21 protein-coding genes are annotated in these 20,396 nt (G+C 71.8%); 14 read left to right on the top strand and 7 right to left on the bottom strand.

The features are described 5' to 3' along the window. The 5 genes from infB to truB form a co-directional block, all read left to right on the top strand. A partial coding sequence (gene infB, locus OUY22_RS10610; protein ID WP_270154673.1) for a translation initiation factor IF-2 occupies positions 1–2,231 on the top strand: 2,231 nt, incomplete at its 5' end. 117 nt (positions 2,232–2,348) lie between these two features. Next, a complete protein-coding gene (locus OUY22_RS10605; protein WP_270154672.1) occupies positions 2,349–2,645 on the top strand; it encodes a DUF503 domain-containing protein in 297 nt (98 codons plus the stop codon). Positions 2,646–2,687: 42 nt separating this feature from the next. Next, positions 2,688–3,137 carry a 30S ribosome-binding factor RbfA gene (gene rbfA, locus OUY22_RS10600; protein ID WP_270154671.1) on the top strand — a complete coding sequence of 150 codons (450 nt, stop codon included), beginning with the start codon at positions 2,688–2,690 and terminating at the stop codon, positions 3,135–3,137. Further along, complete coding sequence (locus OUY22_RS10595; RefSeq protein WP_270154670.1) at positions 3,134–4,156, top strand: DHH family phosphoesterase; 1,023 nt, start codon at positions 3,134–3,136, stop codon at positions 4,154–4,156. The genes rbfA and OUY22_RS10595 overlap by 4 nt, the downstream gene beginning before the upstream one ends. Further along, the gene (truB, locus tag OUY22_RS10590) at positions 4,156–5,028 is read left to right on the top strand and encodes a tRNA pseudouridine(55) synthase TruB (RefSeq protein ID WP_270154669.1); all 873 of its coding nucleotides are present in this window, start codon (positions 4,156–4,158) and stop codon (positions 5,026–5,028) included. The genes OUY22_RS10595 and truB overlap by 1 nt, the downstream gene beginning before the upstream one ends. Here the strand turns inward: truB and OUY22_RS10585 are convergent. Further along, the gene (locus OUY22_RS10585; RefSeq protein WP_270154668.1) at positions 5,025–6,044 is read right to left on the bottom strand and encodes a TRM11 family SAM-dependent methyltransferase; all 1,020 of its coding nucleotides are present in this window, start codon (positions 6,042–6,044) and stop codon (positions 5,025–5,027) included. The genes truB and OUY22_RS10585 overlap by 4 nt on opposite strands. An 80-nt stretch (positions 6,045–6,124) precedes the next feature. Here OUY22_RS10585 and OUY22_RS10580 point away from each other — a divergent pair, with 80 nt between their 5' ends. Then, on the top strand, positions 6,125–7,051 hold the full coding sequence (locus OUY22_RS10580; protein WP_270154675.1) for a bifunctional riboflavin kinase/FAD synthetase: 927 nt from the start codon (positions 6,125–6,127) through the stop codon (positions 7,049–7,051). On the opposite strand, the gene OUY22_RS10575 is transcribed toward OUY22_RS10580, so the two are convergent. After that, positions 7,041–7,634 carry a TetR/AcrR family transcriptional regulator gene (locus OUY22_RS10575; protein ID WP_270154667.1) on the bottom strand — a complete coding sequence of 198 codons (594 nt, stop codon included), beginning with the start codon at positions 7,632–7,634 and terminating at the stop codon, positions 7,041–7,043. The two genes, OUY22_RS10580 and OUY22_RS10575, sit on opposite strands and share 11 nt — an antisense overlap. Positions 7,635–7,715: 81 nt before the next feature. Here OUY22_RS10575 and OUY22_RS10570 point away from each other — a divergent pair, with 81 nt between their 5' ends. The 6 genes from OUY22_RS10570 to OUY22_RS10545 all read left to right on the top strand — a co-directional run bounded on the left by OUY22_RS10570 (position 7,716) and on the right by OUY22_RS10545 (position 13,935). Further along, positions 7,716–8,117 carry a VOC family protein gene (locus tag OUY22_RS10570; RefSeq protein ID WP_270154666.1) on the top strand — a complete coding sequence of 134 codons (402 nt, stop codon included), beginning with the start codon at positions 7,716–7,718 and terminating at the stop codon, positions 8,115–8,117. Between the two features lie 168 nt (positions 8,118–8,285). Next, the gene (gene rpsO, locus OUY22_RS10565; RefSeq protein ID WP_270154665.1) at positions 8,286–8,555 is read left to right on the top strand and encodes a 30S ribosomal protein S15; all 270 of its coding nucleotides are present in this window, start codon (positions 8,286–8,288) and stop codon (positions 8,553–8,555) included. A gap of 355 nt (positions 8,556–8,910) precedes the next feature. Next, positions 8,911–11,256 carry a polyribonucleotide nucleotidyltransferase gene (locus OUY22_RS10560; RefSeq protein ID WP_270154664.1) on the top strand — a complete coding sequence of 782 codons (2,346 nt, stop codon included), beginning with the start codon at positions 8,911–8,913 and terminating at the stop codon, positions 11,254–11,256. A 52-nt stretch (positions 11,257–11,308) separates the two neighbouring features. Then, the gene (locus OUY22_RS10555; RefSeq protein WP_270154663.1) at positions 11,309–12,619 is read left to right on the top strand and encodes a M16 family metallopeptidase; all 1,311 of its coding nucleotides are present in this window, start codon (positions 11,309–11,311) and stop codon (positions 12,617–12,619) included. Positions 12,620–12,643: 24 nt separating this feature from the next. Continuing rightward, complete coding sequence (gene dapB, locus OUY22_RS10550; RefSeq protein ID WP_270154662.1) at positions 12,644–13,381, top strand: 4-hydroxy-tetrahydrodipicolinate reductase; 738 nt, start codon at positions 12,644–12,646, stop codon at positions 13,379–13,381. 71 nt (positions 13,382–13,452) lie between these two features. Continuing rightward, a complete protein-coding gene (locus OUY22_RS10545) occupies positions 13,453–13,935 on the top strand; it encodes a GNAT family N-acetyltransferase (RefSeq protein ID WP_270154661.1) in 483 nt (160 codons plus the stop codon). A gap of 51 nt (positions 13,936–13,986) precedes the next feature. Here OUY22_RS10545 and OUY22_RS10540 read toward each other — a convergent pair whose 3' ends face one another. The 5 genes from OUY22_RS10540 to OUY22_RS10520 all read right to left on the bottom strand — a co-directional run bounded on the left by OUY22_RS10540 (position 13,987) and on the right by OUY22_RS10520 (position 18,384). Continuing rightward, positions 13,987–14,697, bottom strand: coding sequence for a GAF and ANTAR domain-containing protein (locus tag OUY22_RS10540; RefSeq protein WP_270154660.1), 711 nt, complete (start codon positions 14,695–14,697; stop codon positions 13,987–13,989). Between the two features lie 151 nt (positions 14,698–14,848). Beyond that, entirely contained in the window at positions 14,849–15,724 is an 876-nt protein-coding gene (locus tag OUY22_RS10535) for a 1,4-dihydroxy-2-naphthoate polyprenyltransferase (protein WP_270154659.1), read from the bottom strand. A gap of 13 nt (positions 15,725–15,737) precedes the next feature. Beyond that, positions 15,738–16,346, bottom strand: a complete 609-nt coding sequence (locus OUY22_RS10530; protein ID WP_148033600.1) for a GNAT family N-acetyltransferase — start codon at positions 16,344–16,346, stop codon at positions 15,738–15,740. A gap of 44 nt (positions 16,347–16,390) precedes the next feature. Next, positions 16,391–16,906, bottom strand: coding sequence for a CGNR zinc finger domain-containing protein (locus tag OUY22_RS10525; RefSeq protein ID WP_270154658.1), 516 nt, complete (start codon positions 16,904–16,906; stop codon positions 16,391–16,393). Between the two features lie 89 nt (positions 16,907–16,995). Then, positions 16,996–18,384, bottom strand: a complete 1,389-nt coding sequence (locus tag OUY22_RS10520) for an aminotransferase-like domain-containing protein (protein ID WP_270154657.1) — start codon at positions 18,382–18,384, stop codon at positions 16,996–16,998. A 58-nt stretch (positions 18,385–18,442) separates the two neighbouring features. On the opposite strand from OUY22_RS10520, the gene OUY22_RS10515 reads away from it, so the two are divergent. Beyond that, positions 18,443–19,327: a DMT family transporter gene (locus OUY22_RS10515; RefSeq protein ID WP_270154656.1), complete on the top strand. Its 885-nt coding sequence runs from the start codon at positions 18,443–18,445 to the stop codon at positions 19,325–19,327. 44 nt (positions 19,328–19,371) lie between these two features. Then, entirely contained in the window at positions 19,372–20,394 is a 1,023-nt protein-coding gene (locus tag OUY22_RS10510; RefSeq protein ID WP_270154655.1) for a hypothetical protein, read from the top strand. Positions 20,395–20,396 lie beyond the last annotated feature (2 nt).

Here is a 20,396-nt window from a genome sequence, read left to right as displayed (position 1 = left end):
GCCCCGGTGCGGGCGGTCCGCGTCCCGGTGGCCCGCGTCCCAACCCGATGATGATGCCGCAGGGCCGTCCGGCCGGTCCCGGTGGCGGCGGTGGCCGTCCCGGTGGTCCCGGTGGCGGCGGCGGTCGTCCGGGCGGCGGTGGCGGTCGTCCCGGTGGCGGCGGCGGTCGCCCCGGTGGTGGCGGCGGCGGTTTCGCCGGTCGTCCCGGCGGCGGTGGCCAGCGCACGGGCACCGGTGGTCCCGGTGGCGGTGGCGGCGGTTTCGCCGGTCGTCCCGGCGGCGGTGGCCGTGGCCGCGGCGGCGGCACGGCGGGCGCCTTCGGTCGTCCCGGCGGCCGTCCGGCCCGTGGCCGCAAGTCCAAGCGTCAGAGGCGCCAGGAGTTCGACAACATGTCGGCGCCGGCGATCGGCGGTGTGCAGGTAGCGCGCGGCAACGGCGCGACGATCCGGCTCCCGCGCGGCGCGTCGCTGTCCGACTTCGCCGACCGCATCGGCGCGCACCCCGCGTCGCTGGTGCAGATCATGCTGCACCTCGGCGAGATGGTGACGGCCACGCAGTCGGTCAACGAGGAGACGCTGCAGCTGCTCGGCGCCGAGCTGGACTACAACATCCAGGTCGTCAGCCCCGAGGAGGAGGACCGCGAGCTTCTCGAGGCCTTCGACATCGAGTTCGGCGAGGACGAGGGCGACGAGGCCGACCTGGCCGCGCGGCCCCCGGTCGTCACCGTCATGGGCCACGTCGACCACGGTAAGACCAAGCTGCTCGACGCGATCCGCAAGACCAACATCGCGGCGCGCGAGGCGGGTGGCATCACCCAGCACATCGGCGCCTACCAGGTCGCGGCCCAGCACGAAGGCGAAGACCGCAAGATCACCTTCATCGACACCCCGGGTCACGAGGCGTTCACCGCCATGCGTGCCCGAGGCGCGAAGTCCACGGACATCGCGGTGCTGGTGGTCGCGGCCGACGACGGCGTGAAGCCGCAGACGATCGAGGCGCTCAACCACGCCCAGGCGGCCGACGTGCCGATCGTGGTCGCGGTCAACAAGGTCGACAAGGAGGGCGCCGACCCCAGCAAGGTCAGGGCCCAGCTCACCGAGTACGGCCTGGTGGCCGAGGAGTACGGCGGCTCGACGCTGTTCGTCGACATCTCCGCGCTCAAGGGCCAGGGCATCGACGACCTGCTCGAGGCCATCCTGCTGACCGCGGACGCCGAGCTCGACCTGCGGGCCAACCCGACGATGGACGCGCAGGGCATCGCGATCGAGGCCAACCTCGACAAGGGGCGCGGCCCCGTCGCGACGGTCCTGGTCCAGCGCGGCACGCTCCGCGTCGGCGACTCGATCGTCTGTGGCGAGGCCTACGGCCGCGTCCGGGCGATGCTCGACGACACCGGCGAGCCGGTGGAGGAGGCCACCCCGTCGCGTCCCGTCCTGGTGATGGGTCTGACGGCGGTGCCGAGCGCCGGTGACAACTTCATCGTGGTCGCCGACGACCGGATGGCCCGGCAGATCGCCCAGCAGCGCGCGGCGCGCAAGCGCAGCGCCGACATGGCGAAGTCGAGCCGCAGGCGCACCCTCGAAGAGCTGTTCAGCGACCTGGAGAAGGGTCGCGTCGACGAGCTCAAGCTCATCATCAAGGGTGACGTGTCCGGTTCGGTGGAAGCGCTGGAGGACGCCCTGCTCAAGATCGACGTCGGCGACGAGGTCAGGCTCCGTGTCCTGCACCGCGCCGTCGGTGCGATCACCGAGTACGACGTCAACCTCGCCGTCGCCGACGACAACGCGGTCATCATCGGCTTCAACGTGCGCCCCGAGCCCCGGGCGCGCGACCTGGCCGAGCGCGAGGGCGTCGACATCCGCTACTACTCGGTCATCTACCAGGCGATCGAGGAGATCGAGGCGGCGCTCAAGGGCATGCTCAAGCCCGAGTTCGAAGAGGTCCAGATGGGCACGGCGGAGGTCCGCGAGGTCTTCAAGGTGCCGAAGATCGGCAACGTCGCCGGTTCTCTGGTCCGTTCGGGCGTGATCACCCGCAACAGCAAGGCCAGGCTGATCCGCGACGGCGTCGTCATCGCGGACAACCTGACCGTGTCGTCGCTGCGCCGGTTCAAGGACGACGCGACCGAGGTCCGCGAGGGCTTCGAGTGCGGCATCGGCGTCGGCTACAACGACATCAGGATCGAGGACGTCATCGAGACGTTCGAGATGCGGGAGAAGCCGCGGGCCTGACCCGTGGCCGGGCGCCCGGCGGGTCATCCGCCGGGCGCCTTACGCGCGCCTGGGCCGGTCCTTCGCCGCACCGGCCCGGCGTGCGCTCGACACCAGTGCAAGCGGCGGCTGCCAACGATGTATGTGGGTGCCCTGACCCTGGACATCCTGCTCGGCGACGTGCGGTCGCTGAAGCAGAAACGATCTGTCGTGCGTCCCCTGGTCGCCGAATTGCGGCGGCGTTTTCCCGCCGTGGCCGTGGCCGAGGTCGGCCATCTCGACCTTCACAGGAGGGCGGAGGTCGGCATCGCGGTGATCTCCGCCTCCGCGGGTAACTGCAAAGAGGTGATGGACTCCTGCGAGCGGCTGGTGGCCTTTCGCCCCGAGATCGAGCTCCTGTCCGCCAGGCAGCGGCTCTACAACGACGAAGACTGAACGACAGCGCGACCGCCGGTCGTGCGTGAAGGGGGAGCGAACATGGTGGATGCAGCACGAGCCCGCAAGCTCGCCGACCGCATCCAGCAGATCGTCGCCGAGATGCTGGAGCGCCGGATCAAGGACCCGCGTCTGGGCTTCGTCACCGTGACGGACACGCGGATCACCGCCGACCTGCGTGAGGCGACGGTCTTCTACACGGTGTTCGGCTCCGAGGCCGAGCGTGCCGACAGCGCGGCCGCCCTGGAGAGCGCCAAGGGGATCATCAGGTCCGAGGTGGGCCGCCAGACCGGGGTGCGCTTCACCCCGACGCTGACGTTCAAGCACGACCCCCTGCCCGACAGCGCCCGCCAGCTCGACGACCTGATCATGGCCGCGCGGGCGCGGGACGCCGAGGTGGCCCGCCGGGCGGAGAGCGCCTCCTACGCCGGCGAGGCCGACCCGTACCGCAAGCCGGAGGACGACGAGCCGGACGGGCCCGCGGCGCCGTGACACCCGACGTACGCGACAGGCGGGGCCGCCCGGCCAGGAGCGGTTCCGTCACCGTGTCGGAGGAGGCGTGGGAGCGGACGGTCCGCCTCATCTCGGAGGCCGACGAGGTCGCGCTCGCCTGCCACATCTCGCCGGACGGCGACGCGCTCGGCTCGATGCTGGCTGTCGGGTTCGTGCTGCGCTCGATGGGCAAGCGGGTGTCCGCCTCGTTCGGCGACCGCGACTTCACCGTGCCGCGCCTGCTGCGGTTCCTGCCGGGGCAGGACATGCTGGTGCCGCCCGACCGCTTCCCGGCTGCCCCCGACCTGATGATCACGTTCGACTCGCCGTCCGTCGCCCGGCTGGGGCTGCTGGAGGGCAGCGTCCGCCGGGCACGCGCGCTCATCGTGGTCGACCACCACCCGTCCAACGACGGGTTCGGCACCGTCGACCTCATCGACGCCCGCGCGGCGGCCACCGCGATGCTGGCCGAGCAGCTCATCTACCGGCTCGGCGGCTCGCTCGACCGCGACATCGCCACCTGCCTGTACGCGGGGCTGGTCACCGACACCGGCTCCTTCCGCCACTCCTCCACCAGCCCGGCCGCGCACCAGATGGCGGCCCGGCTGGTGGCGACCGGGCTGCACACCGACGAGATCGCCAGGGAGCTGTGGGACCGCGCCCCGTTCGGCTATCTCAAGGTGCTGGCCTCCGCGCTGGACCGGGCCGTGCTGGACGACGGCCTGGTGTGGACGTACGTGACCCGGGTCGACCGGGCCGCGTACGGGCTGCCGTACTCGGAGCTCGAAGGCATCATCGACGTGGTGCGGCGCACCGACGACGCCGACGTGGCGGCGGTGCTGAAGGAGGACGACCAGGGCGCCTGGCAGGTGTCGACCCGTTCCAAGGGCCGCGTGGACGTGGCGCACGTGTGCGCCGCGCTGGGCGGCGGCGGCCACCACAACGCGGCCGGTTTCACCTCGTACGACAGTCCCGACGCCACGATGGCGAAGTTCCGGGCCCTGCTGAGAGAGGCGTGATGGCCGAAAGCGGCTTGATCATCGTCGACAAACCCGCCGGGTGGACGTCCCACGACGTGGTGGCCAGGCTGCGCCGCCTGGCCGGCACCCGCAGGGTCGGGCACGCCGGCACGCTCGACCCGATGGCGACCGGCGTGCTGGTGGTCGGCGTGGAGAAGGCGACCAGGCTGCTCGGGCACCTGGCGCTGACCCAGAAGGTGTACACGGCCACGATCCGGCTGGGCGTGACCACCAACACCGACGACGCCGAGGGCCAGGTCACCGCGACCTCCTCGGCCGCGGATGTGACCGAGGAGCGGATCCGGGAGGGCGTGGCCGCGCTCACCGGCGAGATCATGCAGATCCCGCCCCAGGTGAGCGCGATCAAGGTCAACGGCGAGCGGGCCTACAAGCTGGCCCGCGCCGGTGAAGGGGTGGAGCTGGCCGCGCGGCCGGTGACCGTGTACGACTTCGCGATCGGCGACCTCCGGCGGCAGGGGGACGTGGTCGACGTGGACGCCACCGTGCGCTGCTCGTCCGGCACCTACATCCGCGCCCTGGCCCGCGACCTGGGCGCCGGGCTCGGCGTCGGCGGCCACCTGACGGCGCTGCGCCGCACCCACGTCGGCCCGTACGGGCTCGACCGGGCCAGGACCCTCGACCAGCTCGCGGAGAAGTGCGAGATCCTGCCGATCGGCGAGGCCGTGGCGGCGGCGTTCCCGCGCCGGGACGTGAGCGTGGAGGAGGCCAGGGTGGTCAGGCACGGCGGCCGGCTGCCCGCGGCCGGGCTGGGCAAGGGCCCGATCGGCATGTTCGGCCCCGACGGCGAGCTGCTGGCGCTGGTGGAGGAGCAGGGCCGGCTGTCGAAGCCGCTGGCCGTCTTCGTCTCCTAGCCGGGCTTGCGCGCCACCATGATGTCGCGCACGATCGCCTGGTCGACCCAGTGCTCGAAGTCGGGATGGTCGACCACGTCGAGGCCCGCTCCGGTGAGGATCCGGGCCAGCTCGTCGCGGCCGCCGCCGTAGGTGTTCCAGGAGACGCCCAGCGCGCCGCCGGGCTTCAGCAGCTCGGCCCAGCCCGGGACGGCGCGCTCCAGCAGCTCCAGCGGGCTGCGCGACAGTCCCGCGCCGCCCTTGCTGCCGTGCTGCACCCCGTAGGGCGCGTCGGTGACGACGGCGTGGAAGGAGTGCGGCTTGAAGAACTCCCTGGCGCGCACGGTGTCGGCGTTGACCACGGTGACCTTCTGGGTCTCGCCCGCCTTGTAGGCCTCCTTGGTCACGCCGAACACCACGTCCAGCCGCCGCCCGACCAGCGCCCGCTGCCGGCGTACGGGCGTGGTCTCGGCGGTGTGCTTGAGCCGCTTGTTCTTCAGCCAGGTGCGCAGGAACCCGGAGTAGGCCTCGAAGTCCTTGCCGTCGTGGTCGAGCCCGTAGGCGTCGTAGCCGTACATGAGGGCCTGGTTGAGGGTGGTGCCGCGGCCGCACAGCGGGTCGAGGACGGCGAGCCCGCCGCCGAGCGGGAAGCCGGAGGCCAGCACGGTGACGTTGAGCAGCAGCTTGGTGAAGTGCTCGTTGGTCTTGCCGGCGTACTTCTGGATGGTGAGCAGGTCGCTGCTCAGCCGGTCGAGCGGGCTGAGCTCCACCGGCCGCAGCAGCTCGCCCTCCACCTCGAACAGCGCGTAGACCGACGACAGGTTGGACAGCAGCGCCACGTCCGCGCCGGAGAGCGGCGCCGAGGTGGTGAAGGTGACGTACGGCAGCCCGCCGATGCGGGTCTCCTCGATGGCGGGCACGTCGGCCGTCAGCCCGCGCTCGGCGAAGACGGCCAGCTCGGCGCGGGTCAGGCGGGGCGCGCTGTCGGCGTAGACCCGGTTGAAGGCAGGCAGGATCAGCAGCGCGTATCGAGGCATGCAGCGGATCGTACCGCCCTCGGTTGCGGGCGACGGGACGGCGCATGGCAGTCTTGGAGGGTCGATCCGGGATGAGGGGAATGGGGGCGGGCGTGCGGGATTCGGAGCGGTCGGTCGTCACGATCGGCGTGTTCGACGGCGTGCATCGCGGCCACCGGCGGGTGGTCGAGCGGGCCGTGGAGACCGCCGCCGAGCGTGGCCTGCGCACGGTCGCGCTGACCTTCGAGCCGCCTCCCGAGGAGGTCGTGCGCCCCGGTTACCGGCCGTTGCGCCTGGCCACGGCCAAGCGCAGGTCCGGCCTGCTGCGCGAGCTGGGCGTGGACGAGGTGGTCGTGCTGCCCTTCACCCTGGAGCTGGCCAGGCTCGGCCCGGCGGAGTTCGCGCGGACGGTGCTCGCCGAGCGGCTGCGCGCGGCGGCGGTCGTGGTGGGGGCGGACTTCTCGTTCGGCCACGACGCGGCGGGCGACGTCGAGACGCTGCGCGCGCTGGGGGAGAAGTACGATTTCGCGGCCGAAGGGGTGCCGCTGGTCGAGGGCGTGTCCTCGACGCTGATCCGCGAGCGGCTGGTCGCGGGCGACGTGGCCGGCGCCGCCGACGGGCTGGGCAGGCCGCACCGGGTGGAGGGCGTGGTGGTGCGCGGCTACCAGCGCGGCCGGCAGCTCGGCTTCCCGACCGCCAACGTCGAGACGCCGCCGCAGACCGCCATCCCGGCCGACGGGGTCTACGCGGGGTGGCTGGAGTGCGTGCCCGTGGCCAACCTGCCCGCCCTCTACGAGGGCGAGCGCTGGCCGGCCGCGATCTCGGTGGGCACCAACCCGACGTTCGAGGGGGTGCCGCGCACGGTCGAGGCGTACGCGCTCGACCGCGACGACCTGGACCTGTACGGGGTGCACGTGGCGGTCGACTTCGCCGCCAGGCTGCGGGGCAACACCCGGTTCGACTCGATCGAGGAGCTCGTCGGCCAGATCCACGCCGACGTCGACGAGGTCCGCCGCCTCACGTCCTGACCTTCAGCCCGTCCAGCAGCCGTGACAGCGCGGCCAGCGTGTCGTCCAGGTCGCCGGGCCGGGCCTGCGGCTGGGCCAGCCACAGCACCGCCTCGTTCATCGCCCCCGACAGCAGCCGGGTGAGCGGGGCGACCGGGTGGGGCGCGATCGTGCCCGCCTCGGCGAGCGCCGCGAGCGCCTCGCCCAGGTGGCGGGCGGAGGTGGCCTCGTCTATCGCCCGCCACTCGTTCCAGCCGAGCACGGCCGGGCCGTCGATGAGCATGATCCGCTGCACGTCGGGGTCGGCGGCGGCCCGCACGAACGCGGCGCATCCGGCCTTGAGCTGCTCCCACGGGTCGCCCTCCGCGTCGGCCTCGGCCGCCACCCGGGCCCCCATCTCCTGCTGCACCTCCTCCAGCACCGCGCGGAACAGCGCCGCCTTGCCGTCGAAGTGGTGGTAGAGCGCGCCCTTGGTCACCCCCGCCTCCCTCACGATCTCCGCCAGGCCCACCGCGGCGTAGCCCCTGCCCGCGAAGAGCCGCCTGCCGACCGCGACCAGCGCGCGCCTGGTCGCCTCGCGCTGCTCGGCCCTGGTTCTCGTCATGGCGCCCGTCCCTGTTGACATACCGATGGTACGCGAACTAGTGTACCTTCACATACCGACGGTATGCGAACAGGAGGGATCATGGAGCTGACCAGCTTCTATCCGGTGATCTGCACCGACAAGGTGGCCGAGTCGCGCGACTTCTACGTGCGGCTGTTCGGGTTCGAGGTCACCTTCGAAGCCGACTGGTACATCAGCCTCAGGCGCGACGCGTACGAGTTGGCCCTGCTCGACCACATGCACCCCACGCTGCCCGAGGGGTACCGTAAGAAGGCGGCCGGGCTGCTGCTCAACTTCGAGGTCGGCGACGCCGACGCCGAGTGGGAGCGGCTCGTCACGGGCGAGGGGCTCGCCCCCGCGCTGCCGCTGCGCAGTGAGGACTTCGGCCAGCGGCACTTCATCGTGGCCGACCCCAACGGGGTCCTCATCGACGTCATCCAGCCCATCGAGCCCGCGGGGGAGTACGTGGCGCAGTACGTGTAGGCTGCGCGCCTTCGCGCGGGCATCGGTTCCGTGATGGTAGTCTTACATGTCGGCTCTGTGACGGCGGCGCCGTGCGCTGCCCTGAAGGCCTTCGACGCGGCGACTGTAGGCACGCACGGTCGTTCGCACCTTCACATCCGCGCGTGCCCGTAGCTCGTAAGGAGAGCCGTGTCGCTCGACACCGCTGCCAAGAAGACCATCATCGCCGAATACGCGACGACCGACGGTGACACCGGGTCCCCCGAGGTGCAGATCGCCCTGCTGAGCAAGCGCATCAGCGAGCTGACCGAGCACCTCAAGACCCACAAGCACGACCACCACAGCCGTCGTGGCCTGCTGCTCCTCGTGGGCCGCCGCCGTCGCCTGCTGAAGTACCTGCAGAATGTCGACATCGCGCGTTACCGTTCGCTCATCGAGCGACTCGGCCTGCGCCGATAACATAGAAGGGAGCGGCGGAGGACGCCGCTCCCTTCTGCTATTCGTCCGGCGAGTCCCGTGGCCGAGGGCCGCGCGCCTGACGTACAACTGAATAACCGAGACACTGAAAGCCCCCGCGTCCGCTCAGCACCATGCGACCCGCGACGCCTGCGGGCCGGTCCTCGGTAGTGGCTTCCGGTATATGACCGGGCGCTTCGATCGAAGACCGGCGCTGCACCTACACATGGGAAGTCCGTACGACGGACTGCCGCCGAAAGTCTCCACCTGTCATGACGGTGGGGCGGCACCATTCCCGTGACGCACGAGGGTGCCGGTGAAATGGGCGCGGGAGACCGACTGACCAAGGAGGTCCCCCGTGGAGGGTGTCCACACCGCTGAAGCCGTCATCGACAACGGCTCTTTCGGCACACGCACAATCCGGTTCGAGACCGGCCGACTCGCGCGCCAGGCGGCCGGCAGCGCCGTCGCCTATCTCGACAACGACACGATGGTGCTGTCCGCGACCACCGCGTCCAAGCAGCCGCGGGAGAACCTCGACTTCTTCCCGCTCACCGTGGACGTCGAGGAGCGCATGTACGCCGCGGGCCGCATCCCCGGCTCGTTCTTCCGCCGTGAGGGCCGGCCGTCCGAGGACGCCATCCTCACCTGCCGGCTGATCGACCGGCCGCTGCGCCCCTCGTTCGTCAAGGGCCTGCGCAACGAGATCCAGGTGGTCGCCACCATCCTGGCGCTCAACCCCGAGCACCTCTACGACGTGGTGGCGATCAACGCCGCGTCGCTGTCCACCCAGCTCGCCGGCCTGCCGTTCTCCGGCCCGATCGGCGGCGTCCGCGTCGCCCTGATCGAGGGCCAGTGGGTGGCCTTCCCGACCCACCACGAGCTGGAGCGGGCCACGTTCGACATGGTCGTGGCCGGGCGGGTGCTCGCCGACGGCGACGTCGCCATCATGATGGTGGAGGCCGAGTCCACCCGCGACACCCTCAAGCTGGTCGCCGAAGGCGCGGTCGCGCCCACCGAGGAGACCGTGGCCGAGGGCCTTGAGGCCGCCAAGCCGTTCATCAAGGTGCTGTGCGAGGCGCAGTCCCGCATCGCGCGGGTCGCCGCCAAGGAGACCGCCGAGTACCCGCTCTTCCTCGACTACCAAGACGACGTCCTGGCCGCCGTGGAGGCCGCGGTGAAGAACGAGCTGGCCGCCGCGCTCACCATCGCCGGCAAGCAGGAGCGCGAGAACGAGCTCGACCGGGTCAAGGCCCTGGCCGGCGAGAAGCTGCTGCCCGAGTTCGAGGGCCGCGAGAAGGAGATCTCCGCCGCCTTCCGCTCGCTGATGAAGAAGCTCATGCGCGAGCGGGTCATCAAGGAGGGCGTGCGCATCGACGGCCGCGGCACCAAGGACATCCGCGCGCTGTCCGCCGAGGTCCACGTGGTGCCCCGGGTGCACGGCTCGGCCCTGTTCGAGCGCGGCGAGACCCAGATCATGGGCATCACCACCCTCAACATGCTGCGCATGGAGCAGGTCATCGACACGCTCAACCCCGAGCGGACCAAGCGCTACATGCACAACTACAACTTCCCGCCCTACTCCACCGGTGAGACCGGCCGGGTGGGCTCGCCCAAGCGGCGCGAGATCGGTCACGGCGCGCTCGCCGAGCGGGCGCTGATCCCGGTCCTGCCGTCGCGCGAGGAGTTCCCGTACGCGATCCGCCAGGTCTCCGAGGCGCTCGGCTCCAACGGCTCGACCTCGATGGGCTCGGTCTGCGCGTCCACGATGTCGCTGCTCGACGCCGGCGTGCCGCTCAAGGAGATGGTCGCGGGCATCGCGATGGGCCTGATCGGCGAGGGCGACACCTACGTCACCCTGACCGACATCCTCGGCGCCGAGGACGCGATGGGCGACATGGACTTCAAGGTCGCCGGCACCAGGGACGTCATCACCGCCCTGCAGCTCGACACCAAGCTCGACGGCATCCCCGCCTCGGTCCTGGCGGGCGCGCTCAAGCAGGCCAAGGGCGCCCGGCTGGCGATCCTCGAGGTGATGCAGGAGGCCATCGACTCCCCGGCGGAGATGAACCCGACGGCGCCGCGCATCATCACCATCAAGGTCCCGGTCGACAAGATCGGTGAGGTCATCGGCCCGAAGGGCAAGATGATCAACCAGATCCAGGACGACACCGGCGCCGAGATCACCATCGAGGACGACGGCACCATCTACATCGGCGCCACCGACGGCACCTCGGCCGAGGCCGCGCGGTCGGCGATCAACGCGATCGCCAACCCGCACATGCCCGAGGTCGGCGAGCGCTACCTGGGCACGGTCGTGAAGATCGCCGCCTTCGGCGCGTTCGTCTCGCTCATGCCCGGCAAGGACGGCCTGCTGCACGTCTCCCAGATCCGCAAGCTGCACGGCGGCAAGCGCATCGAGAACGTCGAGGACGTCATGAGCGTCGGCGAGAAGGTCCAGGTGGAGATCGCCGAGATCGACCAGCGCGGCAAGCTGTCGCTGGTGCCCGTCGAGGTCATCGAGAAAGAGGCCGCCGAGAAGGAGGCCAGGGGCGAGTCCGGCGACGACGGCCAGGCCGAGGGCCCCGCGGCCCCCGCGGCCTCCGCGGCCGACGGCGGCGACAAGTCCGACCGTCCGCGCCGCACCCGCACCCGCGTCCGCACTCGCGGCAGCGGCTCCGAGGGTGACGACCGCAACTCGTGACGGCGACACACAGACACGGCGCCGTGGTCGCGGGGCCGGCGAAGGAGGCCCCGTGACCACGACCACGCTGCACCCCGGCCGTGACGGCGCGGGGGTGGTCAAGCGCACCACCCTCCCCGGAGGCCTGCGCGTGGTGACCGAGACCATGCCGACCGTGCGCAGCGTCGCGGTCGGCATGTGGGTCGGCATCGGCTCACGCGACGAGGACCCCGAACACACGGGGGCCACCCACTTCCTGGAACACCTGCTGTTCAAGGGCACGCCCACGAGGGACGCCATGGAGATCTCGGCGTCCATCGAGGGCATCGGGGGCGAGATCAACGCCTTCACCGCCAAGGAGTACACCTGCTACTACGCGCGGGTGCTCGACGAGGACCTGCCGATCGCGGTGGACGTCCTCGCCGACGTGGTGACCAGCTCGCTCATCGACCGGGAGGACGTCGAGTCCGAGCGCGGCGTGATCCTGGAGGAGATCGCCATGCACGACGACGACCCGTCCGACGTGGTGCACGAGCAGTTCGCGGTGGCACTCTACGGTGACTCGCCGATCGGCCGGCCGATCCTCGGCACCGCCGACTCGATCAACGCGCTCGGCCGCGACCGGATCGCCGAGTACTACGGCCGCTACTACCAGCCGCCGCTCACCGTCGTCTCCGTGGCGGGCAACATCCGCCACGAGGACGTCGTGGAGCTCGTCGCGCGGGCCTACGAGCGGGCGGGCGCCCTCCAGGGCCCCGCCACGTCCGCCCCGCCGCGCACCAGCGGCCCCGGCGCCGAGACCCGATCCGGCGTGCGCGTCCTCGACCGGCCGACCGAGCAGGCCAACCTGGTGCTCGGCACGACCGGCATGGCCCGCACCGACGAGCGGCGCTTCGCCCTCGGCGTGCTCAACGCCGCGCTCGGCGGCGGCATGTCGTCGCGGCTCTTCCAGGAGATCAGGGAGAAGCGCGGCCTGGCCTACTCCGCCTACAGCTACACCTCCGCCTACGCCGACACGGGCCAGTTCGGCATCTACGTCGGCTGCCTCCCCTCCAAGATCGACGACGTGCTCAAGATCTGCCGGGACGAGGTGGCCAGGGTGGTGGCCGAAGGCCTGACCGAGGAGGAGATCGTCCGCGGCAAGGGCCAGATGCGCGGCGGCCTCGTGCTCGGCCTCGAAGACACCGGCTCACGCATGTCCCGCATCGGCAAGAACGAGCTGGTGTACGACGAGCTGCTGTCGGTGGACGAGGTCCTGGCCCGCATCGAGGCGGTCACCGCCGAGGAGATCTCCGCGGTCGCCGGCGATGTGTTCAACCGGCCGCTCACGCTCGCCGTGATCGGCCCGTACGGCGACAAGGACTTCTCCCACGCCATCGCCTGAGACCTCTGGTATAGGGTTGAGCCCGTGATCAAGGTAGGTGTGCTCGGCGCCCGCGGCCGCGTGGGCGTCGAGGTGTGCAAGGCGGTCGAGGCGGCCTCCGACCTGGAGCTGGTGGCCGCGATCGACAAGGACGACCCGATCGAGGGCCTCGAAGGCGCCGAGGTGGTGGTCGACTTCACCCATCCCGACGTGGTGATGGGCAACCTGGAGTGGGCGATCGCCCACGGCATCCATCCGGTGGTCGGCACCACCGGCTTCGACGCCGCGCGGCTCGACGCCGTGCGGGACTGGCTGGCGAGCTCGCCCGGCACCAACTGCCTGATCGCCCCCAACTTCGGCATCGCGGCCGTGCTCATGATGCACTTCGCCCAGCAGGCCGCCCGCCACTTCGACTCCGTGGAGATCATCGAGCTGCACCACCCCAACAAGGCCGACGCCCCCTCGGGCACCGCCCGGCGCACCGCCGAGCTGGTGGCCGAGGCCCGCGCCAAGGCCGGGGTGGGCCCCATGCCCGACGCCACCAGCGCCGAGCTCGACGGGGCGCGCGGCGCCGACGTCGACGGCGTCCGCGTGCACGCCGTTCGCCTGGCCGGGCTCATCGCCCATCAGGAGGTGCTGCTCGGCGGCGGCGGCGAGACCCTCACCATCCGCCACGACACGATGGACCGCGCCGCGTTCACCCCCGGCGTGCTGCTCGGCGTGCGGCGGGTGGGCGAGCTGCCGGGGCTGACCGTGGGCCTGGAGCGCCTGCTCGACCTCTGACCGTCGCCCCGATAGACCGTCGCCCCGATATCCGGAGGCGGCGAGCCACGGACGCGTGAGATCGTGTCGCCATGGTGAGATGGGCCGACGCCGGGGACCTGCCCGGCCTGGCCGCCGTAGAGGTGGCCGCCGACGGGCTCTTCGAGCAGGTGGGCATCACCTTCCCGGCCGGCACGACCATGATCGAAGAGGTCCGCGACCCGTCCTCGGTGCTCGTCGAGGGCGACCCGCCGGCCGGCTTCGCGCTCCTCTCCCGCGTCGACGGCAACCTCCACCTGGAGCAGCTCGCCGTCCACCCCGACCGGATGCGGCAGGGCATCGGCGGACGCCTGATCGAGGCGGTGCTGGACCACGCCCGCGCGGCGGGGACGCCCGCGGTGACGCTGACGACGTTCAGGGACGTGCCGTGGAACGCGCCCTGGTACGAGCGCCACGGCTTCGTGGTGTGGCCGGAGCCTTCATGGGGGCCGGAGCTGCGCGCGCTGGTGGCCCGCGAGCGCGAGATGGGCATCGAGGTGGCGCCCCGCGTGGCCATGGCGGCGACCCTCGGCTGAAGCCGCGCTGACGGGAGCGTAGCAGGATCGGTACCGCTGGGAAGCGGGGAACTATCGAGGCACGGTCCGGCTCGCGTTGCAGGCAGCGGGCGGGTCGTGGAAGCGGGACGGCTGCGGGGGCTGGCCGGTGACCGCTTCCACGAGGTCGGCGGCTACCTGGTGCACCTTCACGTTGCGCTGCTGCGATCCGCGTCGCAGCAGGTCGAAGGCCGCCGAGGCGGTGCACTGCCGCCGGGCCATGATGATGCCGAGCGCCTGGTCGATGACCGCCCGCTTGTCGAGCGCCTCGCGGAGCTGGGCGATGACCTCGTCCAGCCGGGCGGCCCGCCGCACCGCGTCATACAGCACCGCCGCCTGGCCGGCGGTCACGGCGGACACGGTCAGCGTCTCGGCGGGGAAGCCGCCCGCCCGCTCCGCGTAGAGGTTCAGCGTGCCGTGGACGCGGCCGTCGAAGGTCAGCGGTCGCGCGTGGACGCTCCGGACGCCCTGCGCGGCCAACTCGGCGGACAGGCCGCCCCAGCGGGTCTCGCCCGCCAGGTCGTCGGACCAGACGGCCTCGCCGCTGGCGAGCGCCTCCAGGCACGGGCCCACGCCGACGCCGAACTGCAGGGCGTCCAGGACGGCCGCGCCGGGGACGGAGGACGCCACGGTGCGCGGGCCGTCCTCTCCGGCCAGGACCAGGCTCGCCGGCGGGCCGCCGGGCATGGCACCGGCCGCGACGGTGAGGATCTCGCCGAGTGACCGCCCGAACGCTGCGTCCACCGTGTGGGGATTGAGCGGGTCCAACGCCTTAACCTCGCGTATGAAGCCTCTGGACCGGTAGGCCGGCGGACCAGTCAACCTCTGAACGACAGGGCTTTACGCCTACCGGTCATGGACTGCCCAGGACAAGGGAAAGGTAACGTCCCTGAGGTCAGAGCGAGACGGCCAGGCCGATGGACAGGAGCGCCCCGTACGCGAGTTGCAGTCTGCCCGTCTGCTGCAGGGCCGTGATCAGTGCTGGCCCGGCCGCGCCGGCGAGGACCGTACGGACCGGTGAGATCGCCAGCGGGGCGGCGAGCACCGCGAGCGCGGCGGCGGGCGCGAGCGGCACCATCGCCGCCGCGACCACGAACGGCACCACCAGGCAGGCCGCGTAGAGCGTACGGGTGCGCGGCGCGCCCAGCACCACCGCCAGCGTCCGCTTGCCCGACTCCCCGTCGGTGGCGACGTCGCGCAGGTTGTTGACCACCAGCATCGAACAGGACAGCAGCCCGACCGGCACCGACGCCACCAGCGCCGCCCACGACAACTGCTCGGTCTGCACGAACGCCGTGCCGACCACCGGCACCACGCCGAAGAACACGAACACCGACGCCTCGCCCAGCGCCCGGTAACCGTAGGGGCGGCTGCCGCCGGTGTAGAACCAGCCCGCGGCGATCGCCGCCGCGCCCACCAGCAGCACCCACCACGCCCGCGTAACCACCACCAGGACCAGCCCGAGCACCGCCGCGGCGGCGAAGCAGCCCAGCGCGGCCGTCAGCACCTGGCGCGGGGTGGCCGCCCGCGAGCCCACCAGTCGCATCGGGCCGACCCGCTCGTCGTCGGTGCCGCGGATGCCGTCGCTGTAGTCGTTGGCGTAGTTGACGCCGATCTGCAGCAGCAGCGCCACGAGCAGCGCCAGCACTGCCCGCCACCAACTGAAGCCGCCCTCGCCGATGGCCACGCCGGTGCCCGCCATGACCGGCACGATCGCGTTCGGCAGGGTGCGCGGGCGCGCTCCCGCGAGCCATTGAGCAGGGGTTGCCATTGCGCAGAGACCTCTAGCTGATGTCGGTGGTGAGCCTGACCATGCGGATCGGGCGTCCCATGTCGAGCACCCGCTCGGCCATGTCCTCGCCCCAGCCCGCGGACTCCAGGAAGCCGAGGACAGGGTAGTTGTCGGCGAACACCCAGGTGGCGATCTGCCGGTAGCCGTCTTCGCGAAGGTAGTCGACGGTGGCGTTGAGCAGTCGGCTGCCGTGGCCGCGGCGCACGAAGTCGGGGTCGACCAGCAGCGTCAGCATCTCCGCGACCTCGGTCGGGTCGAGGTCGGGGTCCTCGGCGGGGGAGTGGGAGGCCAGGCCCACCACGCGCTCGCCGCCGCGGGGCGTCATCGGCATGTTGGCGCCGCCCACGCCCAGCGCCGGGAAGCCCTCCGTGTCGAGGATGGTCTCCACCGCCACCAGAACGCGGTGCCGGGACGTGGGCGGGGCGGCGATCGCCTCGTCCCACTGGCGCAGCCACATCTTCTCGGCCGCCGGGCCCGTCATCTGCTCGAGGGGACCCTCGGGCAGGAACTCCCGGTAGCCGTAGCGCCAGGCGCGCACCTGCACGTTCGCCACCTGGAGCACATCCTCGCGCCGGGCCGCCCGGACGCCTACGTCTGCCATCTCGGCCCGCTCCTTCGCCTGCCGTTCGTGCCACAAGGCACGAGTTACACCGTATCGGTGTTTGACCCTGGGCGAGGACGCGAACCCTGCTTCCTCGCCCGGTATGCCCGCGTTTTAGTGCGGTTGCCGCACACCCGCATCGAGCACCATGATCGAGAACGGTTCCTGGTGACGTCCACGAACGCCCACTGGCACCCGTCCTCGGCACACACCTTCAGCCGGTCCCAGGAGTCGCCGGCCGCCGCCGCCGCGATCCTGGCCAGCCCGGCCGGCACCCCGGCCCCGATCGGCGCCAGTTCCGGCCGCCGCCCGACGGTCACTCGCAGCGGCAACACCGGCAGCTCCGGCCGCCGGCCGTCGCGCCTCAGCGCCACCCTGAGTCCCTCCCGCAGGGCCACGGCCAGCGCCAGGTCGTCGTCGGTGGCGCGATCACCTGGGCCGGTGAGCGCCCGTTCGCGTAACCAGAGGGCGAGCTCGGCGGGGGTTCCCAGGTCGTCGGCATCGGCCTCGACGCTGTAGGTGTTCACGAAATCGCGCACCAGCTCGGCCGACGCCTCCATGGGGAACACTCTACTCGCTTCATGATCTTCCGGACCTCACAGACATCCCGCCCGCCGTCCCGTACGATCGTCCGCGCCGCGCAGAGGGGTCAGGGCAGGGACTCCGCGAGCCGGCGGACGCCCTCCGCCAGTTCCGCCACGCCCGCCGCCGCGATGTGGGTCACCCTGAGGTGCGGGCCGGGCGGCTCCGCGGGGTAGTACATGCGGCCCGCGCTCACCAGCACCCCGTTCCGCTTGGCGGCCTCCACCAGCGCCCGCTCGTCGGTCTCCGCCGGCAGCCGCAGCCACAGGTGCATCCCTCCGATCGGCAGCACGTACGGCTCCGCTCGCGGCACCCGCGCGGCCAGGGCCGCGGCGAGCGCGTCGCGGCGGGTGGCGATCTCGGCGTGCACCGTCGCCAGGTGCCGCCGCCACGCCGGCGACCCGACGAACTCCACCGCCGCCTCCTGCAGCGGCCGGGCCACGAAGAACGACTCCACCAACTGCGCGGCCCGCAGCCGGTGCGCCGCCGGCCCGCGCGCGACCACCGCCGCCAGCCGCATGCTCGGCGACAGGATCTTGGTGAGCGAGTGGATGTGCACCACGGTCCCGTGACCGTCCATGGACACCAGGGACGGCGGCGCCTGCGGGGTCAGCCAGCGCGCGTAGTCGTCCTCGATCACGAACGCGCCCGCCGCCCTGGCCACGTCCAGCACCTGGCGGCGCCGTTCGAGGGTGAGGGTGACGCCGGTGGGGTTGTGCAGCGTCGGCTGGCACAGGAACACCCGCGCCCCCGTCACCGCGAACGCCTCGGCCAGCAGGTCGGGCCGCACCCCCTCCTGGTCCATCGGCACCGCCGTGGCCCGCAGCCCGGCCGCCTTGGCCGTGGCCAGCGCGCCGGGGTAGGTCGGGGTCTCCACGAGCACCGGGGTGCCCGGAGCGGCCAGCGCGCGGAAGGCGTGGCTGAGCGCCGCCTGCCCGCCGCTGACGATCAGCGCGTCGCCGGCCGTCACGTCGCCGCCCGCCTGCAGCGCGAACCACCGGCGCAGCTCGTCCACCCCGCTCAGCGGCGGCGTCGCCCACACGCCCGGCCGGCGCATCGCCCGGACGGCCGCCGCCGCGAGCTGCCGGTCCGGCCGCAGCCCCAGGGGCAGGTAACCGCTCGTCAGCGGCACCACCCCCTCGGGAGCCGGGGAGAGCAGCGCCGCGATGGCTTCGTCGTCGACCACCCGGTCACCGAGCGCCACCGTCTGCCACGAAAGATCGGCGCTGTCCCGTGCCGGCTCCCGGCGCTGGGCGACGAACGCCCCGCTGCCCGGCCTGGTGATCACCCTGCCCTCGGCGGCGAGCTGCCCCAGCGCCCGGGAGACCGTCACGGGGCTCACTCCGTGCCGCCGCATGATCTCCCGGCTGGACGGCAACCGATCGCCCGGCCGCAGCCGGGAGATCTCGTCCCGCAGCATCGCGGCGATCTGGGCGATACTGCTATCATGATCCATGAGAGACAAGAGTAGCGCTACTGTCGCGAAGGGTGTAGCGCTCCCCGCCCAGGAGTCTGTGGGGGAGCGCCGGCGGGCCGCCGAGAGCGGGGGCACCATGCTCGCCTTCCTCGGCGTGCTCGCCTTCTCCGGTTCCCTCCCCGGCACCGTCTACGCCATGGAGGGCTTCGACCCCTGGCTCGTCGCGATCGGCCGGGCCGCCGTCGCCGGGGCCGTCGCGCTCGTGTGCCTCAAAGCCGCCGGGCTCCCGGCGCTGCCGCCCCGTGCGCACTGGCGCGCGTACGGGCTCATCTCCCTCGGCGTGGTCTTCGGCTTCCCCGTCTTCAGCGGCCTGGCCCTGCACCTCGGCGCGAGCACCGCGCACGGCGCCGTCGTCATCGGCCTGCTGCCCGCCGCTACCGCCGTCTGCGCCGTGCTGATGGCCGGGGAGCGGCCCCGGCCGGTGTTCTGGGCGGCGTCCGGGGCGGGCGCACTGGTCATCACCGTCTTCACCTTCACCCGGACCGAGACCACCGCCGCCTGGCCCGATCTCCTCCTGGTCGGCGCCCTCCTCTCGGCCGCCGTCGGCTACACCGTGGGCGGGCGGCTCGCCCGGCACACGCCCGGCTGGCAGGTCGTCTCGTACGCGCTCGTCCTGTCCCTCCCGGTCACGGTCCCCGTCAGCGCCGTCCTGGCCGCCGTCACGCCCATCACGCCTACGCCGCCCGCCCTTGCGGGCTTCGCGTACGTGGCACTGATCTCGATGTTCCTCGGCTTCATCCCCTGGTACGCGGGCCTGGCCAGAGGCGGCATCGCCCGCGCGGGTCAGACGCAGCTGACCCAGCCGCTGCTCACGCTGGTGTGGGCGTGGTTCCTGATGGGCGAGAGGTACGGCCCCGCCACGGTGGCGGCGGCACTGGCGGTGCTCGTGTGCGTCGCCGTCACCCAGCGCGCCCGTACTTGAAAGCCGTGACGCCAGACCGCAGGATGGGGGAGGAGGTGTCACACATGGCGGACCTCACGATCCCCGAAGGCGGGTTCTGGCCGGCGCCGGAGATCCCGCAGCCGAACATCTACCCGATGGAATGGCGCGTCGAGACCGAGAAACTCGCCGCGATCTACGAGAAGTCCAAGCGCATGGTCTGGAACCCGGCCGACCTCCCCTGGGACGGCCTCGATCCGGACGACTTCACGCGCGAGCAGCGGCTGGGCATCATGTACTGGTTCGCCGTGCTGGCCAACTTCGACGCCTCCGGCCCGGCGGTGTTCGCCCGGGCCACCATCTCGGCGTTCGAGAAGCACGAGGAGGACCCGGTCAGGAAGTGCTTCTTCTCGATCACCCGAGACGAGATGAACCACGAGGAATGCTGCCAGCGCACCATCGCCCGCCTCTGGCCCGGCGGCCCGCTCGACTGGAGCCCCGCCGACGACCTGGAGAAGGCCGCGCACAACAACATCGGCTGGCTCTACCACAACGGCGGCCGCTACTGGACCGGCTACAGCTCCGCGGTGGGCAAGTACTCGCTCCCGGTGCTCTTCACCAGTTTCATGATGGGCGAGATGGCCGCCTCGACGCTGTTCCGCGGCATGGCGTCGGGCACTCAGCACCCCGTTTTCCAGGAGATGTTCCAGCGCATCGGCCGCGACGAGTCCCGCCACCTCCAGATCTGCATGACGATCCTGGAGAACGAATGGCCGGGACTCACCGACGAGACCCGCACCCTGATCACCCGCCAGTTGCGGGCGGGCTTCGTGTTCCTGTCGATGATCCTCTGGGAGCCGCCGGAAGGCTTCTGGGAACTGCCGCCCTACTTCCTGGCCAACCACCGCGTCCTCATGGACCACGCCCGCGACGCGGGGCTCGGCGTGCTCTCGTACGAGGAACAGGCGGACAACTGGCGGGTGGCCATGGCCAAGATCCGCGCCATCGTCGAACGCTGGGGCATCGCCTTCCCCGCCATCCCCGAACTCGACCTCGAAGGGGTGCCGGTGAACATCATCGACCCCGAGGAGATCATCCCGGTATTCTGACC

The organism is Nonomuraea corallina (assembly GCF_027620315.1).
Lineage (GTDB): Bacteria > Actinomycetota > Actinomycetes > Streptosporangiales > Streptosporangiaceae > Nonomuraea > Nonomuraea corallina.
Note: the sequence above shows the minus strand (reverse complement) of the source record. Positions and strands in the feature narration are given on the sequence as shown.

What these genes read in the sequence shown, in the direction of transcription:
- truB (WP_270154669.1), top strand. Translation starts at nt 4,156, where the DNA reads ATGGCCGAAAGCGGCTTGATCATCGTCGACAAACCCGCCGGGTGGACG.
- OUY22_RS10580 (WP_270154675.1), top strand. Translation starts at nt 6,125, where the DNA reads ATGGGGGCGGGCGTGCGGGATTCGGAGCGGTCGGTCGTCACGATCGGC.
- OUY22_RS10575 (WP_270154667.1), bottom strand. Translation starts at nt 7,634, where the DNA reads ATGACGAGAACCAGGGCCGAGCAGCGCGAGGCGACCAGGCGCGCGCTG.
- OUY22_RS10530 (WP_148033600.1), bottom strand. Translation starts at nt 16,346, where the DNA reads ATGGCAGACGTAGGCGTCCGGGCGGCCCGGCGCGAGGATGTGCTCCAG.
- OUY22_RS10570 (WP_270154666.1), top strand. Translation starts at nt 7,716, where the DNA reads ATGGAGCTGACCAGCTTCTATCCGGTGATCTGCACCGACAAGGTGGCC.
- rbfA (WP_270154671.1), top strand. Translation starts at nt 2,688, where the DNA reads ATGGTGGATGCAGCACGAGCCCGCAAGCTCGCCGACCGCATCCAGCAG.
- OUY22_RS10535 (WP_270154659.1), bottom strand. Translation starts at nt 15,724, where the DNA reads ATGGCAACCCCTGCTCAATGGCTCGCGGGAGCGCGCCCGCGCACCCTG.
- OUY22_RS10585 (WP_270154668.1), bottom strand. Translation starts at nt 6,044, where the DNA reads ATGCCTCGATACGCGCTGCTGATCCTGCCTGCCTTCAACCGGGTCTAC.
- OUY22_RS10510 (WP_270154655.1), top strand. Translation starts at nt 19,372, where the DNA reads ATGGCGGACCTCACGATCCCCGAAGGCGGGTTCTGGCCGGCGCCGGAG.
- OUY22_RS10520 (WP_270154657.1), bottom strand. Translation starts at nt 18,384, where the DNA reads ATGGATCATGATAGCAGTATCGCCCAGATCGCCGCGATGCTGCGGGAC.
- OUY22_RS10545 (WP_270154661.1), top strand. Translation starts at nt 13,453, where the DNA reads ATGGTGAGATGGGCCGACGCCGGGGACCTGCCCGGCCTGGCCGCCGTA.
- OUY22_RS10605 (WP_270154672.1), top strand. Translation starts at nt 2,349, where the DNA reads ATGTATGTGGGTGCCCTGACCCTGGACATCCTGCTCGGCGACGTGCGG.
- OUY22_RS10525 (WP_270154658.1), bottom strand. Translation starts at nt 16,906, where the DNA reads ATGGAGGCGTCGGCCGAGCTGGTGCGCGATTTCGTGAACACCTACAGC.